Origin of the sequence: Methylopila sp. 73B, assembly GCF_000526315.1 — a bacterium.
GTDB lineage: Bacteria > Pseudomonadota > Alphaproteobacteria > Rhizobiales > Methylopilaceae > Methylopila.
On sequence record NZ_JAFV01000001.1, the window covers coordinates 1,251,266 to 1,267,944 of the forward strand.

At 71.4% G+C, this 16,679-nt stretch carries 17 protein-coding genes; 14 read left to right on the forward strand and 3 right to left on the reverse strand.

The annotated features are described in order from the left end of the window. Nucleotides 1–127: 127 nt before the first annotated feature. Nucleotides 128–1,249 carry a phosphogluconate dehydrogenase (NAD(+)-dependent, decarboxylating) gene (gene gnd, locus K244_RS0106035; RefSeq protein ID WP_346430348.1) on the reverse strand — a complete coding sequence of 374 codons (1,122 nt, stop codon included), beginning with the start codon at nt 1,247–1,249 and terminating at the stop codon, nt 128–130. Between the two features lie 170 nt (nt 1,250–1,419). Here gnd and K244_RS0106040 point away from each other — a divergent pair, with 170 nt between their 5' ends. Genes K244_RS0106040 through K244_RS0106070 form a run of 7 tightly spaced genes read left to right on the forward strand, consistent with a single transcriptional unit; the run spans nt 1,420 to nt 7,779 of the window. After that, nucleotides 1,420–2,424, forward strand: a complete 1,005-nt coding sequence (locus K244_RS0106040) for an AAA family ATPase (protein ID WP_020185356.1) — start codon at nt 1,420–1,422, stop codon at nt 2,422–2,424. Between the two features lie 16 nt (nt 2,425–2,440). Further along, nucleotides 2,441–3,343, forward strand: coding sequence for a DUF58 domain-containing protein (locus K244_RS0106045; RefSeq protein ID WP_020185357.1), 903 nt, complete (start codon nt 2,441–2,443; stop codon nt 3,341–3,343). Beyond that, nucleotides 3,330–3,785 carry a DUF4381 family protein gene (locus K244_RS0106050; RefSeq protein ID WP_020185358.1) on the forward strand — a complete coding sequence of 152 codons (456 nt, stop codon included), beginning with the start codon at nt 3,330–3,332 and terminating at the stop codon, nt 3,783–3,785. The genes K244_RS0106045 and K244_RS0106050 overlap by 14 nt, the downstream gene beginning before the upstream one ends. A gap of 4 nt (nt 3,786–3,789) precedes the next feature. Further along, complete coding sequence (locus K244_RS0106055; protein ID WP_020185359.1) at nt 3,790–4,749, forward strand: VWA domain-containing protein; 960 nt, start codon at nt 3,790–3,792, stop codon at nt 4,747–4,749. Further along, nucleotides 4,746–5,675, forward strand: coding sequence for a VWA domain-containing protein (locus K244_RS0106060; RefSeq protein WP_020185360.1), 930 nt, complete (start codon nt 4,746–4,748; stop codon nt 5,673–5,675). The genes K244_RS0106055 and K244_RS0106060 overlap by 4 nt, the downstream gene beginning before the upstream one ends. Next, the gene (locus tag K244_RS0106065) at nt 5,672–6,508 is read left to right on the forward strand and encodes a tetratricopeptide repeat protein (RefSeq protein ID WP_020185361.1); all 837 of its coding nucleotides are present in this window, start codon (nt 5,672–5,674) and stop codon (nt 6,506–6,508) included. Before K244_RS0106060 ends, K244_RS0106065 begins: the two co-directional genes overlap by 4 nt. Next, the gene (locus K244_RS0106070; protein ID WP_020185362.1) at nt 6,508–7,779 is read left to right on the forward strand and encodes a BatD family protein; all 1,272 of its coding nucleotides are present in this window, start codon (nt 6,508–6,510) and stop codon (nt 7,777–7,779) included. Before K244_RS0106065 ends, K244_RS0106070 begins: the two co-directional genes overlap by 1 nt. A gap of 40 nt (nt 7,780–7,819) precedes the next feature. On the opposite strand, the gene K244_RS0106075 is transcribed toward K244_RS0106070, so the two are convergent. Next, nucleotides 7,820–9,007, reverse strand: a complete 1,188-nt coding sequence (locus tag K244_RS0106075) for an aminotransferase class I/II-fold pyridoxal phosphate-dependent enzyme (protein ID WP_020185363.1) — start codon at nt 9,005–9,007, stop codon at nt 7,820–7,822. Between the two features lie 139 nt (nt 9,008–9,146). Between K244_RS0106075 and K244_RS0106080 the strand changes: the two genes are divergently transcribed. The 6 genes from K244_RS0106080 (at nt 9,147) to trpD (ending at nt 14,934) form a co-directional block, all read left to right on the forward strand. Further along, nucleotides 9,147–10,565, forward strand: a complete 1,419-nt coding sequence (locus K244_RS0106080; protein ID WP_020185364.1) for a M48 family metalloprotease — start codon at nt 9,147–9,149, stop codon at nt 10,563–10,565. Nucleotides 10,566–10,942: 377 nt separating this feature from the next. Next, nucleotides 10,943–11,734 carry a DsbA family protein gene (locus K244_RS0106085; protein WP_020185365.1) on the forward strand — a complete coding sequence of 264 codons (792 nt, stop codon included), beginning with the start codon at nt 10,943–10,945 and terminating at the stop codon, nt 11,732–11,734. Between the two features lie 144 nt (nt 11,735–11,878). Continuing rightward, on the forward strand, nt 11,879–12,382 hold the full coding sequence (locus tag K244_RS0106090; RefSeq protein ID WP_020185366.1) for an RDD family protein: 504 nt from the start codon (nt 11,879–11,881) through the stop codon (nt 12,380–12,382). A 74-nt stretch (nt 12,383–12,456) separates the two neighbouring features. Then, nucleotides 12,457–13,206 carry an arginyltransferase gene (locus tag K244_RS0106095; RefSeq protein WP_020185367.1) on the forward strand — a complete coding sequence of 250 codons (750 nt, stop codon included), beginning with the start codon at nt 12,457–12,459 and terminating at the stop codon, nt 13,204–13,206. Nucleotides 13,207–13,282: 76 nt separating this feature from the next. After that, complete coding sequence (locus K244_RS0106100; protein ID WP_020185368.1) at nt 13,283–13,903, forward strand: aminodeoxychorismate/anthranilate synthase component II; 621 nt, start codon at nt 13,283–13,285, stop codon at nt 13,901–13,903. A gap of 14 nt (nt 13,904–13,917) precedes the next feature. Next, nucleotides 13,918–14,934, forward strand: a complete 1,017-nt coding sequence (trpD, locus tag K244_RS0106105; protein WP_020185369.1) for an anthranilate phosphoribosyltransferase — start codon at nt 13,918–13,920, stop codon at nt 14,932–14,934. Nucleotides 14,935–15,090: 156 nt separating this feature from the next. On the opposite strand, the gene K244_RS0106110 is transcribed toward trpD, so the two are convergent. Further along, on the reverse strand, nt 15,091–15,723 hold the full coding sequence (locus K244_RS0106110) for a LysE family translocator (protein WP_020185370.1): 633 nt from the start codon (nt 15,721–15,723) through the stop codon (nt 15,091–15,093). Nucleotides 15,724–15,854: 131 nt separating this feature from the next. On the opposite strand from K244_RS0106110, the gene trpC reads away from it, so the two are divergent. Then, nucleotides 15,855–16,661, forward strand: a complete 807-nt coding sequence (trpC, locus tag K244_RS0106115) for an indole-3-glycerol phosphate synthase TrpC (RefSeq protein WP_020185371.1) — start codon at nt 15,855–15,857, stop codon at nt 16,659–16,661. Nucleotides 16,662–16,679 lie beyond the last annotated feature (18 nt).

Below are 16,679 nucleotides of genomic sequence, written 5' to 3' on the forward strand. Positions count from 1 at the left end.
CTCAGCATGAGGAGCTTTGTGGTTCGATGGTGAAAAAGATCCTCATGCTGAGGAGCCCGCCTTCGGCAGGCGTCTCGAAGCACGCACCCCGCTTTAGCGGCCCGTTTCTTGTCCTTCAGGGAGACTCTCAGGTCTTCGACTGCTTAGTCTCCGGCCCGACCGCCTCCTTGTGGCCGCCGAACTGGAAGCGCATGGCGGAGAGCAGGCGATCGCTGAAGGGATGGTCGACGCGCGAGCGGAAACGCGCGAACAGCGCGGCGGCGAGCACGTCCGCGGGCACCGCCTCCTCGATCGCGGCCTCGATCGTCCAGCGGCCCTCGCCGGAATCCGCGACGCGCCCTTCGAAGCCGTCGAGTCCGGGATCGCCGGCGAGCGCCGCCGCCGTGAGGTCGAGCAGCCACGAAGAGACGACGCTGCCCCGCCGCCAGACCTCCGCCACGTCGGCGACGTCGATCTCGAACCGCCGGTCCTCCGGAAGCTCCTTCGAGCCTCGGTTCCGGATGATGTCGAAGCCCTCGGCGTAGGCCTGCATCAGGCCGTACTCGATCCCGTTGTGGATCATTTTCACGAAATGGCCGGAGCCCGCCGGCCCGCAATGCATGTAGCCCTGCTCGACGCGTGGGTCGCGGCCCTCGCGCTTCGGCGTGACCGGGATGTCGCCGGCGCCCGGCGCGAGCGCCCTGAAGATCGGATCGAGCCGCTCCACGACGGGGGGCTCTCCGCCGATCATCAGGCAGTAGCCGCGCTCGCGGCCCCAGACGCCGCCCGAGGTCCCGACGTCGACATAGTGCAGGCCCTTGGGACGCAGATCCTCGCCGCGACGGACGTCGTCCTTGTAGAAGGTGTTGCCGCCGTCGATGATCACGTCGTCCGCTGCGAGCTTGCCCGCCAGAGCCGCGATCGCGTCCTCGGTGATCTTGCCCTCCGGCAGCATCACCCAGACGGCCCGCGGCGCGGACAGCGCGGCGACGAGCTCGTCGAGCGAATGGGCCGGCGTCGCGCCCTCGCCCGCCAGAGCGTCGACCGCCTTGGCGTCGACGTCATGCACCACGCACGTGTGGCCGGCGTCCATCAATCGCCGCGCGATGTTTCCGCCCATGCGGCCGAGGCCGATCACTCCGATGTTCATATTGCGATCCTGCGTCCGTCCGAAGGAGGCCCGCGGACGGGCCCGGCGACGAGTGGCGACATAATCCCTTCGACGCAGGCGCCAAGAGGCGAGCGGCATGGCGAGCGGGATGGCCGCCATGCGACGCCGAGGCTCGGACTAAGACGGAGGTCCGGGATTGACGGCGACGCGTAGACGGGGCGAGATCACGTCGAGCGATAAGTAATCAAAATAATAAGCGACATCGGAGGATTCATGCCGTCGGCTCATTTGACGGGCGAGCGCTTTCGCGCGCGTCAGGCCCACCGTTCATGAACGTGCAGGACACGACGATCCGCGCCCGGCAGCCTGCGACCGACGCCGCGCTCCAAGCGCGCGTCGGCGAACTGCAGGCCGGTCTGGAGCACGGGCTCATCGGCGCGGGCGTTCTGATCGAGCGGCTGCTGATCGGCCTTCTCACCGGCGGCCATGTGCTGGTGGAAGGCGCGCCCGGCCTCGCCAAGACGCGCGCCGTGAAGCGGCTTTCAGCGGGCCTCGACGCCACCTTCGCGCGCATCCAGTGCACGCCGGACCTGATGCCGGCGGACCTGACAGGCACGACCGTGTGGCGTCCGGACGAGGGCAAGTTCGAGTTCCTGGCGGGACCGCTGTTCCATTCGCTGGTGTTGGTGGACGAGATCAACCGCGCTCCCCCGAAGGTGCAGTCCGCGTTGCTCGAGGCCATGGCCGAGCGGCAGGTGACGGCTGGGGCGAACACCCATGCGCTGCCGGATCCCTTCATGGTGGTCGCGACCCAGAACCCGATCGAGCACGAGGGCACCTTCCCGCTGCCGGAAGCGCAGCTCGACCGCTTCCTGCTGCATGTGGTGGTCGGGCTGCCCGACGCTGCGTCCGAACGGCGCATCCTCGACCTGGTCGAGCGCGAGCAGGTCTCGGGCGAAGACGCCATGCCGCTGCGTCTGTCGGCGGATGAGGTAAGGCGCGCGCGGCGCGACGTGGCCAACGTCCATCTCGCGCCGGCGCTGAAGGACTACATCGTCCGGATCGTGACCGCGACGCGCGACGCCGACGCCGCGCCTGATGTGCGGCGGGCGATTGAATACCCGGTTTCGCCGCGCGGCACGCTGTCGCTCGCCGCGGCCGCCAAGGCGCGCGCCTATCTCCACGGCCGCGATTACGCGACGCCGGAGGACGTCGCGGAGCTCGCCGCCGACACCCTCGCGCATCGGCTGGTCCTGACCTGGCGCGCCGCGGCGGACGGGCGCACGGCGCGCGATCTCGTCGCGCCGCTGCTCGACGCGGTGCGGCCGCTCTAACGGGGCGAGACCGGCCATGGACGCGCTCCCTGTTTCCGGCGTCGACCTCGACGCTGCGGCCCTGCTCGGCCTGCGCCATCTCACGCGCCGGGCGGCGCCGTCGCGCGCCACAAGGCTCGCGGCGCGCCCCGGCGGGATCGTCACCCGCCGCCGCGGCCGCGGCAGCGAGATCGACGACGTCCGCCTCTGGGCCGACGGCGACGATATCCGCCACATCGACCGCAACTCGACCGCCCGCACCGGCGTGCCGCACGTCCGGACGTTTCGCGACGAGCGCGAGCGGGCCGTGCTGCTCGTCGCGGATTTCCGCCCGTCGATGCTGTTCGGCACCAAGCGCGCCTTTCGCTCGGTCGCGGCCGCGGAAGCCCTGACGCTCGTCGGCTGGCGCGCGTCCGGCGAAGGCGGGCGTATCGGCCTGCTTGCCGCGACCGCCGACGGCGAGCCGGATTTCGTGCGCCCGAAAGGCGGGGAGCGCGCCATGACCGGGATGGTCGGCGTGATGGCCCGCGCTCATGCCCGGGCCCTCAAGCAGTCCGACCGGGCCGATCCGCCGCTCGACGCGCTGATCGAGACCGCCGTCGGCGCGCTGCCGCGCGGCGGCCATCTCGTGCTCGCCAGCGGTCTGGACGCTCCCGGCGCGCGGTTCGACGAGGTGGTGAAGGCGGCCATGTCGCGGGTCTCCGTCAGCGTGCTGCTGATCGCCGACGCGTTCGAGACCCGCGCGCCGAAGGGCGTCTACGCCTTTCTCACCCGCGAGGGACGCAGCGGCTGGCTCTCGGGCCGTGACGAGCGCCCGCCCGGACCCGACCCGCGGGTGGAGCGGCTGAACGCGCTCGGCGTGCCGGTCTTTCCGATCGACTCGGACCTTGGCGCCGAACGCGTCGCCCCGCTGCTGGAGCGCCTCGATGCCGCCCGCTGACGAACTCGCGAATCTGCGCGGCATTCGCCTTCCGCCGATGGAGACCGGGTTCTGGGCGGACATCGGCTTCGCGGTCGCGCTCGGGCTCGCCGCCGCGTTGGTGGCCGCGCTGCTCCTCCGGCTCGTCCTGCGTCCGAGGAAGCCCTCGCTGCGGGCCGAGGCGCTGACGGAGCTCGCCGCGGCGAAGTCGCTCCCCGTCCCGGAGCGACGCGCCGCCCAGGCGGCGCTGCTCCGCCGGATCGTCCGCACCGTCGAAGGCGACGACGCCGCCCGCGCGACAGGTCCCGCCTGGGCCGCGACGCTGGACCGCACGCTCGGCGTCGACCTGTTCGAACGGCGGTCCGGCCGCGTGCTGGTGGACGGCCTTTACGCCCGCGAGCTGTCCGACGACCCGGCGCTCGACCGCGAATTGGACGCGGCCGTCGCCAAGGTGGGCCGCTGACGCCATGTGGACCTTCGCGACTCCCCTCGCCTTCCTGTTGCTGCCGCTGCCGTTCCTGGTTCTGCGCTTCGCCCGCGCCGATCGCCGTTCCGGGGGGGCGATCAAGGTGCCCGGCACGATCGTCGGCTCCGGCGGAGAGGCCCCGACCACGGCCTCCGCCACCGGCGGCCGCAAGATCTTCGCCTGGGTCGCCTGGGTCGCGCTCGTCGCGGCGCTCGCCGGCCCCCAGATCGTGCTCCCCGTGCAGGCGCTGCCGACCACTGGACGCGACCTGTTCCTGGCGCTCGACCTCTCCGGCAGCATGGAGCGCACCGACTTCTCGATGGACGGCGCTACGCGCCGCCGGCTCGACGTGGTCCGCAAGATCGGCTCCGACTTCGTGCGCCGCCGGGCCGGCGACCGCGTCGGCCTCGCAGCCTTCGCCGACCGGGCCTATGTGGCGGCGGAGCCGAGCTACGACGTGGAGGCGGTGGCGCAGGCGCTCGACTCCGTCGCGATCGGGCTGGTGGGCCGCTCCACCGCCATCGGCGAGGGCCTCGGTCTCGCCCTGCGGCGGCTGGCCGACGCGCCGGGCAAGAGCCGGGTCGTCGTGCTGCTGTCCGACGGCGCGAACAACGCCGGCGCCGCCACGCCGAAAGACGTCGCCCGGCTGGCGAAGGAGCTCGGCGTGCGCGTGCACACCATCGCCATGGGTCCCCGCGACACCACTGAGATCACGGGCTATGACCCCGACGTGGTCGACGCCGAGACGCTGAAGGCGATCGCCGACGCCAGCGGCGGCCAGTTCTTCCGGGTGCGGACCACGGAAGACCTCCAGGCGGCGATCAACTCCATCGACGAGATCGAGCCGACGCGGACGCTGGCGCCGCCCGCCAACGCCTGGCGCGAGCTCTGGCCGTGGCCCGCGGGGCTCGCCCTCGTCGCCGCAGCCGCCACCGCGATCGGCGGGAGGCGCTTCTCATGATCGAGCTGGATGGGTTCGGCCTGCTCCGCCCGCTTTGGCTCCTGGCGATCCCCGCCGCGCTCGCGCTCGCCTTCGTCGCCGTGCGCCGCGCCGGCGGCGTGGGGGACTGGCGCCGCGCGATCGACCCGCACCTGTTCGACGCCCTCGCCCGGCGCGGCGTGGTCGTGGCCGGCCGTGGCCGCAGCGGGCTGCTGGCGGCGCTCGCGGCGGCCCTCATCGCGCTCGCCCTCGTCGGGCCGGCGATCGAGCGGCCCGGCGTGCAGAACTTCCGCAACCTCGACGCCGCGATCGTCGCGGTCGACGTCTCCCGTTCGGTCGCCGACAGCGGCGAGTTCCAGGACGCCAAGATCGCGGCGCTGGGCGCGGCGCAGGCGGCGGGATCGCGCCAGGTCTCGGTGCTCGTGTTCGCCGGCGACGCCTATCTCGCGAACCCGCCCACCACCGACCGCCGCACCATCGAGACGACGCTCGCCGCGCTCGACGCGCAGACCGTTCCCGACGTCGGGAGCGCGCCGTCGCGGGCGCTGGCGCTCGCCCACCGCACGCTGCGCGATTCCGGCGTCGTCGGCGGCGACGTGGTGCTGATCAGCGACGGGGGCGGGCTCGACGAAGGCGCGCAGAACGAGACGCGCTCGCTGGTCGCCGATGGGCATCGGGTGAGCGCCCTGTACGTCACGTCGGCGGCCGCGACGCCGAAGCGGGCGATGGAGACCGGACGGCCGGAGCTGGAGGCTCTCGCCGCGCTTGGCGGCGGCGCCTTCGCGACGGTCGGCGCGCCCGACGCGGTCTACGCCGAGGTCGAGCGGTCGACCGCCGGGCGGCTCGGGCCCAGTCCCTACGCCTCTCTCGCATGGCTCGATTTCGGCCGAGCGCTGCTGCTGTTCGCGGCTGCGCCCCTCTTGCTGATGTTCCGGAGGGGCGGATGACGCGCATCCTCGCCGTGCTCGCACTGATCCTAGTCGCGATCGTCGCCACCGACCCGCGGGAGCGGATCGGCCGCGCGCTCTACCATGCGGGGCTCCCCACGCTCGCCGGCATGACGCTCGACGGGCCGGCCTGGCGCGCGGCGATCTACTACGCGCAGGGGCGCTACGCGGAGGCCGCCGAACTGTTTCAGGGCGAGACCTTCCGCAGCGCGCACTACGATTTCGGCACCGCGCTCGCCAAGGCCGGCAGGCTGAAGGAAGCGGAGACGGCGTTGAACGAGGCGCTGATGTTCGATCCCAACGACGAGGACGCGCGCTACAACTTGGCGATCGTCGAAGCCCTGCGCGCGAAGCAGGAAGACCAGAAGCGCGACGCCCGCAACGCCGCCAACGCCAACGCCGCCAAGCAGAAGCGCGGCGGCGAGGCGCCGACCGACGCCGAGAACGACGTCAACTCCACCGGCGACGGCATGGCCGGCGACCGCGACTCCGGCCGCGAGGCCTCAACGCCCGGCGGCAGCCAGGTGGCGCGCGTCGGGCGCGCGGAGCAGACCCGTATCGATTCCGGACGCGGCGCGGCGCGCGGTTCGATCGGCGCGGCCGAGGGCGGCGGCCGCACCGGCTCCGAACAGGCGAGCGTCGCGAAGCAGATGGAGCAGCCGTCGCTCCGCCTGCAGAAGAGCTACCAGCAGCAGGCGGTGAGCGCCTCGCGCCAATGGTTGGAGACCGTGCCGGACGATCCCGGTCGCTACCTCAGGCTGAGGCTAGCCGCCGAACGCGCCCGCCGGGCCGAACGCGGTCTCGCGGCGCCCAGCGGAACGGAGCAGTGGTGATGCGCGCCCTCCTCGCAGCTCTGGCGCTCTTGGTGCTAATCGCGCTCCGTCCCGGAGCGGCGCTCGCGGACCCGTCCGAGTTCGACGACGTGCGGCTTGAGGTCACGCCGCTCAACAAGGCGGCGCCTTACCCGCGCGAACTGGTGCTGCTGAGGATCCGCGGGGTCTACCGACCGCTGGTGAACCGCGAGAAGCTCGTCCAGCCGCCGCTGACGAACTTTGCTTGGCAGGAGCTGGGCAAGGACACAGTTTCGGTCATCGAGGACGACGGCTACACCAAGCGCCTGTTCGAGCGGACCATCGCGATCTACCCCGAGAAAAGCGGTCCGCTCGTGATCGAGCCGTTCGTCCACAAGTTGACGGTGGTGGACGGCGCGCAGCAGCGCGAGATCGAGGTGAAGTCGAAGCCGATCACGCTCGACGTGGCGGAGTGGCAGGGCCCGCGCGGGCCCAACGACCAGAAGTTCTGGTGGCTGCCGGCGGGCAAGGTCGAGGTGATCGACGACTGGTCGATCGACCCCGAGCGGGTGCCGCGCGGCCTCACCGCCAAGCGCACGGTGACGATCCTCGCCGAGGGCGTGCCCGCTGACGCGCTTCCGCCCACCCCGCTGATGACTTCCTCCGGCGTCATCAGCTTCCGCGGGCCGGAAACGCGGGAAACGAAGATCACGGAAAAGGGCCCGGTCTCGCGCGCGAGCTACAGCTGGGAGATGCGGCCGATCACGGCCTATCCCGCGACGGTGCAGGAAATCCGCTTCCAATGGTTCGACACCGGCGCCCGCACGATGCGCGAGGCGGTCATCCCCGCCCGTCGCATGGCCTGGGCCGCCGCCAACGTGACCGACGCGGCGCCCCCGCCTCCGCCGGAACGGCCGACGATCGCCCTTCTCGCCGGCGCCGGCGGCGCGGCCTTTCTCGCGGGCCTCGTCGTGATGCTGCTCGGCGTCGGCCGCGAGACGCTGCGTCTGCCCACGCGGCCCCCGCGTGACGCCCGCGCGATGAAGCGCGCCGCGCGACGGCGGGACCCGTCAGCCTTCCGCGCCGCCGTGACCGCGCTCGCTCGGCATGACCCGGGGCCGTGGCGAACGACGCCCGAGGTGCGCGATGGACTGGCAGCGCTCGACCGGCATCTGTTCGCCAGCGCAGGCTCCGCGCCCTGTCCCGATCTCCGGGCGCTCGCCCGTGTGATCACCCAGGCTCGGCGGGTAGCCGCCGTCGAGGCGCCCAAGACGTCGGCGCTCGCCCCGCTCGACGGGCCGATTGCGCGTTAGAACGCTGAGGCGGCCCGAAGCACGCGAACTCTAAAACGTCTCAGCGCTTCGGCAGCCAGCGCGCGATGCGGTCGAGCGCGTCGGCGATGTCCGCTTCCGCGCCCGCGAACGACATCCGCACATAGGCGTGGCCGCGCTCGCGGTCGAAATCGACGCCGGGGGTGAGCGCGACGCCCGCTTCCGCCAACAGCGCCTTCGCGAAGGCGGTGCTGTCGTTCGAGAAGCGGCCGACGCCCACATAGGCGTAGAACGCGCCGTCGAGCGGCAAGATTTCGTTGAGCCCCATGCGCGGCAGGCGCTCCAGCAGCATCGCGCGGTTCACGGCGTAGGCCTGCCGGTAGGCCTCGCAGGTCTCCCGGTCGTCGAGCGCGGCCTCCGCCGCTCCCTGGCTCAGCGTCGGCGCGGAGATGAAGAGGTTCTGCGCCAAGGGCTCCACCACGCGCACCAGCCGCTCCGGCAGCACCAGCCAGCCGACGCGCCAGCCCGTCATCGCGTAGTATTTCGAGAAGCTGTTCACGACGATGGCGTCGTCGTCGAAGGCGAGCGCGGTGGCGGCCGGGGTCTCGTAGGTGAGGCCGTGGTAGATCTCGTCCGACACCAGCCAGATCCCGAGCCTGCGGCAGGTCTCGGCGAGATCCGCCAAGTCTGGCGCGAGCGTCATCACCCCGGTCGGGTTGGCCGGGCTCATCGCCAGCACGCCGGCGAGCGGCGCCTCGGCGTGGGCCGCCGCCACCATCTCCGCCGTCAGCGCCCAGCGCGAGGCGGGGCCGGTGGCGAGCTCCACGGGCGTGAGGTCGAGGGCGGTCAGGATGGCGCGGTAGGCGGGGTAGCCGGGCGACGGGATCGCGACCCGCGCGCCGGGCTCGAATGCCGCAAGGAAGGCGAGCGCGAAGCCGCCCGAAGACCCCGTCGTCACCACCACGCGCTCCGGCGCCACCGCCACGTCGTAGGTTTCGCGGTAGTGGCGGGCGATTCGCGCGCGCAGCGACGGACGACCGAGCGCCTCGGTGTAGCCGACGTCGCCGGCGGCGATCATCCGCATGGCGGCCTCGGCCGCGGCCTTCGGCGCGGGGGCGCTCGGCTGGCCCACCTCCAAGTGCCGGATGGTTTCGCCCGCCGCGACGCGGACGCGGGCGTCGCGCATCACCTCCATGGCGAGGAACGGCGGCACGGCGAGCGCGCGGCGCGACGGCGCGGTGAGAGCCGGGCGGCGATCGGGAACGGTCATTGGGTCGGCATCGCTCGCAGGTCGTGGGTCATGGTGCGGTCACGGCTCGGTGACGGTCGGCGCGTTGACCCGGCGTCGGCGCGGCCCTTAAGTGACCCGCGCAACAATCGGTTCTCCTCTTAGCGAGGCGCCTCGCCGCATGGAACCCCGCCCGCAGACGACCCGACCCGCGCGTTTCCGGCGGCTGGCGCGCGCCGGCATGGCCGCGCTCTGCGCGATCGCGCTGCTCGTGTCGTCGCTGCCGCAGCCGGCGCAGGCCCAGGGGCTCGGCGGCTCGATCATCCGCGACGCCGAGATCGAGGGGCTGCTGCGGGACTACATGCTGCCGATCTACCGGGCGGCCGGCGTCGACGCGGGCGCGGTCGAGATCGTGCTGATCAACTCCAAGGTGTTCAACGCCTTCGTGGCGGACGGCCGGCGCATCTTCGTCAACATCGGCGTGCTGCTGGACGCCAAGACGCCGAACGAGGTGATCGGCGTGCTTGCGCACGAGACAGGCCACATCGCCGGCGGCCACCTGGCGCGGCTGAGGCAGCGCCTCGACAGCATGCAGACCATGGCGATCGTCGCCATGCTGCTCGGCGCCGGCGCAATCGCGGGCGCCGCCGCCGGCGGCGGCTTGAACAACGGCTCCGGCGGCGCGGCGATCGGCGCGGCCATGGCGCCGCAGGAAATGATGCGCCGGACGCTGCTGTCCTACCAACGCGCCGAGGAGCAGGCGGCCGACCGCGCGGCCGTGAACTACCTCTCCAAGACGGGACAGTCCGCCAAGGGCATGCTGATCACCTTCAAGCGCTTCGCGGACCAGACCGCATTCTCCCAGCGCTTTATCGACCCCTACGCCCAGAGCCATCCGATGCCGCAAGACCGCATCGCGAACCTGGAAGACCTGGCGAAGAAGAGCCCCTACTACGACAAACTCGACCCTCCCGCGCTTCAGGCGCGCCACGACCTGATGCGGGCGAAGCTCGTCGGCTTCGTCGATGGGCCGTCCGGTGTCATGCGGCGCTACCCGATGTCGGACCAGAGCCTTCCCGCGCGCTACGCGCGGGCGATCTCGACCTACCGCTCCGCCGCGCTCGCCGGCGCGATCTCGCAGATCGACGGTCTCATCGCCGCGCAGCCGCAGAACCCGTGGTTCCAGGAGTTGAAGGGGCAGGCCTATCTCGAGAACGGCCGCGCGGCGGACGCCGTCCCCCCGCTCCGCCGGGCGATCGCGCTCGCGCCCAACGCCACGCTGATCCGGACCATGCTGGGCCAGGCGCTGGTCGCGAGCGGCTCGACCCGCGACGGCGACGCCGCGATCTCGGAGCTGGTGCGCGCGACCGCGCGCGATTCGAAGAACGCCGACGGCTTCCGACAGTTGGCCCTCGCCTACGCCCGCAAGGGCAAGATCCCGGAAGCCGACCTCGCCTCCGCGCAGGCCGCCTTCGCCTCCGGCGATTTCGGCACGGCCCGCCAGATCGCCGAGCGCGCCAAGACCGGGTTCAAGCGTGGAACGCCGGGCTGGCTGAAAGCCGACGACATCGCGAGCTACACGCCGCAGAAGATGAACTGAGGGCCGGACCGGGCGGCGGGTCATGAGATCATGCAGGACATCGATTGGCTGAGGCGGCTGGCGCGCTTTCTTTATGAGGCCGCGACTGGACAGTTGAGCCTCCGAAAGACCCGACGCCGCGAACTTGGCCCGCGCGACGACCGCGTCAGTGATGCGCTGGTCGCCCGCGATGGGTATGTTCCCGAGGGAGCGTCTCCGCGACGCAGGTGTCCAGCGCGCCGACGCCTTGGCCTGCGACTGTCGTTGTGAAAGGCGCATCTTCGGTCAGCGGTGACGCCCGCGGTTCTGCGCCGCCGTCGTTCCGCCACGGATTCGACCGACAAGGGTCGGAACGGGCGCCCGACGCGTAAGCCCTGAGACCACGACCGAGGACGCCCATGCCCCGCTCTCTCCGCAGCCTCGCCCTCGCCAGCGTAGCGCTTGCCGCTCTCGCCGGCCTCGCGCTCGTCGAGCTGCCGTTCGAGACGGCGACGGCGCAAACCGCGACGACCACGCTGGACAAGCCCGCCATCGAAAAGATCGTGCGGGACTACATCGTCAGCAATCCCGAGATCCTGATCGAGGCTCAGAAGGAGCTGACCAAGCGTCAGGAGGCCGCGCAGGCCGCCGCGGCGCGGCAGAAGCTCGCCGAAAAGCCCGCGACGCTCGAGAATTCGAAGCTCCAGGCGGTGCTCGGCAACCCCAACGGCGACGTCACGCTCGTCGAGTTCTTCGATTACAACTGCGGCTACTGCAAACGCGCGCTCGGCGACGTCAACGCGCTGATCGAGGCCGACCCGAAGCTGAAGGTGGTGCTGAAGGAATTCCCGATCCTTGGCCGCGGTTCGGCGGAGGCGGCGCAGGTGTCGGCGGCGGTCAACGTGATCGCTCCCGCCAAGTACCGCGCCTTCCACGACAAACTGCTGGCGGCCCAGGGCCAGGTCGACGGCGCCGCCGCCATCCAGGCGGCGAAGGATGTCGGGATCGATCAGGCCGCGCTGAAGAAGGCGTTTTCGCACCCCGACGTGAAGGCGACCCTCGAAGAAAGCTACGACCTCGCGAACCAGTTTGGCGTCGAGTCGACTCCGACCTTCATCCTCGCCGACGCGATCCTGCCCGGCGCGGTTGGCGTCGACGCCCTCAAGAAGCGCATCGCCGCCGTGCGCGAATGCGGCAAGGCGGCCTGCTGAGACTCCGCCAAGAGCCTGAGGGCAGCGTGAGGCGCCGCTCCCGCCAAGACCCTTGGATCTTGCGAACGCCCCGTGCCCGCACCACGTTTTTAGCGCGGCGCTGACGCCGCGCTACGAAGCTGTCCTGCGAGGCGCCCTGTCCCGATGTCGACCACTCCGCTTTCTCCCGCCCAGCCGATCCAGCGCGAGGCGTTCGACCCGCTCGCCGATCCGCGTCTCTACGAAGGCGTGCTCAGCCGGCGCGTCCTGGCGTTCTGCGTGGACTTCGGCATCGTCTTCACGCTGACGGCGATCGCGAGCGTCGTGATCTTCATCCTTGGAATCGTCACGCTCGGCCTCGCCTGGCTGCTCTACGGCGGCGTCTTTCCGGCGATGGCGATCCTTTACTCCGGCGCGACGCTCGGCGGCGACAAGGCGGCGACCTGGGGCATGCGTCTCACGGGCCTGACCGCGCGCATGACCGACGGCGCGAAGCCCGGCTTCCTGATCGCAGCCGCGCACGTCGTGTTCCTCTACGTGTCGATCACGCTGCTCACGCCGTTCATCCTGCTGGTGGGGCTGTTCACCCGCCGCAAGCAACTGCTGCACGACCTCGTGCTGAGCACGGTGCTGGTGGACCGCGGCCGGCTGGAAGGTCGCAGCTACTGACCGACTTGCCGCGCGTCGCGCCGCTGCTATCCTGATGTGGAAAGCGGCGGCCGGCCGCTTCGCAGGGGCCTCCCGTGACCGCCCATTCGCGCGACACGCCGCAGTTCTACCTTACCGCTCCGTCGCCCTGCCCCTATCTCAAGGGGCAGTTCGAGCGAAAGGTCTTCACCCACCTCGTGGGCGAGAACGCCGCGCACCTGAACGATCTGCTGACCCACGGCGGCTTCCGCCGGAGCCAGACGATCGCCTATCGCCCGGCCTGCGAAAGCTGCCGGGCCTGCGTATCCGTGCGGGTGCGGGTCGACGACTTCGTGTGGACCAAGGCTTTCCGTCGAAACCGCGCCCTGAACTCCGACCTCGTCGGAGCGGATGTCGGCGCCAATCCGACCTCCGAACAGTACTCGCTGTTCCGCGCCTATCTCGACCACCGCCATTCCGACGGCGGCATGGCCGACATGACGGTGCTCGACTACGCCAGCATGGTCGAGGACAGCCACGTCCGCACGCGGCTGACGGAGTACCGCCGCCGGAGCCCGGACACCGCCATCAACGGCCGCGGCGCCGGCCCGCTCCACGCCGTGGCGCTGGTGGACCGGCTCTCGGACGGCCTCTCGCTGGTCTACTCGTTCTACGATCCCGAGCAGCGCGACCGCGGACTCGGCACCCACGTGATCCTCGACCACGTCCAGCGCGCCAAGGCGCTCGGCCTGCCGTACCTCTACCTCGGCTACTGGGTCTCGGGCTCCAACAAGATGGACTACAAGCGCCGCTTCCGCCCGCAGGAACATCTGAGCCCGATCGGCTGGACCCTGCTGAACGACTGAGCCGGCGGCCCCCCGCCCTCCCTGCGCTTGACGCCGCGCCTGCGCTTCAGTTGAGTGCGCCGCGCTGGAGACCCCGATGACCGCCGTCACCCTGATCGATAACTACGACAGCTTCACCTGGAACGTGGTGCACGCGATCGGATCGCTCGGCGCCGAGGTCTCCGTGCGGCGCAACGACAAAACGACCGTCGACGAGGTGATGGCGACGCGCCCCGACGCCATCGTCATATCGCCCGGTCCCTGCACCCCGCACGAGGCCGGCATCTCCTGCGCGCTGATCGAGCGCGCGGCGGCGGAAGGCGTGCCGGTGTTCGGCGTCTGCCTCGGCCATCAAGCGATCGGGGAGGTTTTCGGCGGCGCGGTGGTGCGCGCGCCGGTCCCGGTGCACGGAAAGCTCGCCCGCGTGAACCACGCGAACGGCGGCGTGTTCCGCGGCATAAACGGACCGCTGCGCGCCACCCGCTACCACTCGCTGGTGGTGCGTCGGGACGACCTCCCCGCGGCGCTTGAGGTGACGGCCGAGACCGACGACGGCCTGATCATGGGCCTGTCGCACCGCTCGCTTCCGATCCACGGCGTGCAGTTCCACCCGGAATCCATCGCCTCCGAGCACGGCGCGACCATCTTCGCGAACTTCCTCGAGGACGCGCGCCGCTGGAACGCCGAGCGCCGTTCTCCCGCCCGCCTCGCCGGCTGACGGACGGCACGCGGATGGACAACTTCAAGGCGGTCATCGCCCACGTCGCGGACGGCCGCACGCTCGACCGGGCGGGGGCCGAAGCGGCCTTCGACCACATCATGTCGGGCGAGGCGACGCCGGCGCAGATCGGCGCCTTCCTGATGGCGCTGCGCCTGCGTGGCGAGACGGTGGACGAGATCGCCGGCGCCGTCGCGACCATGCGGGCCAAGATGACGCCGGTCGCAGCTCCGGTCGACGCCGTCGATGTGGTCGGCACCGGCGGCGACGGCGCGGGCTCCGTCAACGTCTCCACCTGCGCGGCCTTCGTGGTGGCGGGCTGCGGCGTCACGGTCGCCAAGCACGGCAACCGGGCGCTGTCGTCGAAGTCCGGCTCGGCGGACGTGCTGAAGGCGCTCGGCGTCAACGTCGACGCCTCGCCGGAGCTCATCGGGCGCTGCATCGCGGAGGCTGGCGTCGGCTTTATGTTCGCGCCGAACCACCACGCCGCCATGCGCCATGTGGGCCCGGCCCGGACGGAGCTTGGCGTGCGCACGATCTTCAACCTGCTTGGGCCGCTGTCGAACCCCGCAGGCGTGCGGCGGCAGATGGTCGGCGTGTTCGCCGCCAAATGGGTCGAGCCGATCGCCGAGGCGCTCGCCCGGCTGGGGTCGGAGCGCGCCTGGGTGGTGCACGGCTCCGACGGGCTCGACGAGATCACCACCTCCGGCCCGACGCTGGTCGCGGAGCTGCGCGACGGCGCGGTGCGTAACTTCAACGTGTCCCCGGAGGACGCCGGCCTGTCGCGGCATGCGCCCGAGGCGCTCAAAGGCGGCGACGCGGAAGCGAACGCGGTCGCGCTGCGCGCGGTGCTCGACGGCGCCAAGGGCGCCTATCGCGACGTCTCCATCCTCAACGCCGCGGCGACGCTGATCGTCGCCGGGCGGGCCGAGACCCTTGCGGACGGCGCCGCCATGGCGGCCGACGCGATCGACAGCGGCGGCGCCTACTCCCGCCTCGACGCGCTGGTGCGGGTGTCGAACGAGGGCTAAAGGTTTCGTCCTTGTCGCGGCCTTGAGCCGGGACCTAGAACCCGCGCGGCTTCAGGATCTGATGCGCCGACGCCGCGTCTCTTTCCCAACGCTCAGCGCGCCTGGGTCCCGGCTCAAAGCCGGGACAAGGGCAGCGCCGTTCGAGAACCCAGCCTCTCAGCGCCGGCTTTCGAGCGCCAGCCGCACGGCGAGCCCGCCGAGCACCAGCCCCATCAACCAGCGCTGCGCCGTCACCCACAGCGGATGGCGCGCAAGGAACGCCGCGATGCCGCCGGCGGTGAGCGCGAACATGGCGTTGCCCGCCATGCTGATGGTGATCTGCACCGCGCCCAGCGCCAGCGTCTGCGTCAGCACCGAGCCCGCCGCGGGATCGATGAACTGAGGGAACAGCGCGAGGTAGAACATCGCGACCTTCGGGTTCAGCAGGTTCGTCACGAGGCCCATGAGGAACAGCCTGCGCGGGCTGTCCGGCGCGAGCGCCCGCACCTCGAACGGCGAGGCGCCGCCAGGCTTCACAGCGTTCCAGGCGAGCCAGGCGAGATACGCCGCGCCCGCGAGCCGTAGCGCGTCGTAGGCGAAGGGCACGGCGAACAGCAGCGCGGTGATGCCGAAGGCGGCGCACAGCATGTAGAACAGGAAGCCGAGCGCGACGCCGCCGAGCGAGATCAGCCCCGCCTTCGGCCCCTGGCAGAGCGAGCGCGAGATCAGGTAGAGCATATTAGGCCCGGGCGTCAGCACCATGCCGAGCGAGACGGCGGCGAAGGCGAGCAGCGTCGCGGTGGTGGGCATGGGCGACCTCTCGGGCAGGCCGGTTGCAGGGGCGTTCGGATCGGCCCATAGAAAGTCGCCGATCCTGCCGCCTACGCCTAGACGCCGCCGTGGGGGTTCAGGAAAAATCATGAGGCATCAAGGGCCTTGATATGACCGACATCCTCGCCCGGATCGAAGCCTACAAGCGCCGCGAGATCGCGGAGGCGAAGGCCGCGCGGCCGTACGACGTGGTCGCCAAGGCCGCCGACGCCGCCTCCCCGCCCCGCGGGTTCGAGGCCGCCATCCGCCGCCGCGTCGACGCCGGCGGCGTGGCGCTGATTGCCGAGATCAAGAAGGCCAGCCCCTCGAAAGGCTTGATCCGCGCGGACTTCGACCCGCCCGCGCTCGCCCGCGCCTATGCGGACGGCGGCGCGACCTGCCTCTCGGTGCTGACCGACGGCCCCTCGTTCCAAGGCGCGCCGGAGTATCTGATCGCCGCCCGCGCCGCGGTCGACCTGCCGGTCATCCGCAAGGACTTCCTCTACGAGCCCTACCAGGTGGCCGAGGCCCGCGCGCTGGGCGCCGACTGCATCCTCGTCATTATGGCGGCCGTGACCGACGCCGAAGCCCGCGATCTCGTGGCGGCCGCGGGCGATTTCGGCATGGACGCGCTGATCGAGGTCCATGACGGCGAGGAGCTTGACCGCGCCTTGCCGCTCGGGAGCGCGCTGATCGGCGTCAACAACCGCAACCTGCGCACCTTCGAGGTGACGCTGGAGATGACCGAGCGGCTGAGCGCGCGCGTGCCGGACGACCGCATCCTCGTCGGCGAGAGCGGCATCTTCACGCCAGACGACGTCGCGCGGCTCGGCGCGGTCGGTTGCCGCACGCTGCTGGTCGGCGAAAGCCTGATGCGGCAGGCGGACGTCGCGGCGGCGACGCGCGCCCTGCTCGCGCCCGCGCACGCCGCAGCCTGACGCGTCCAACAGCAAGGC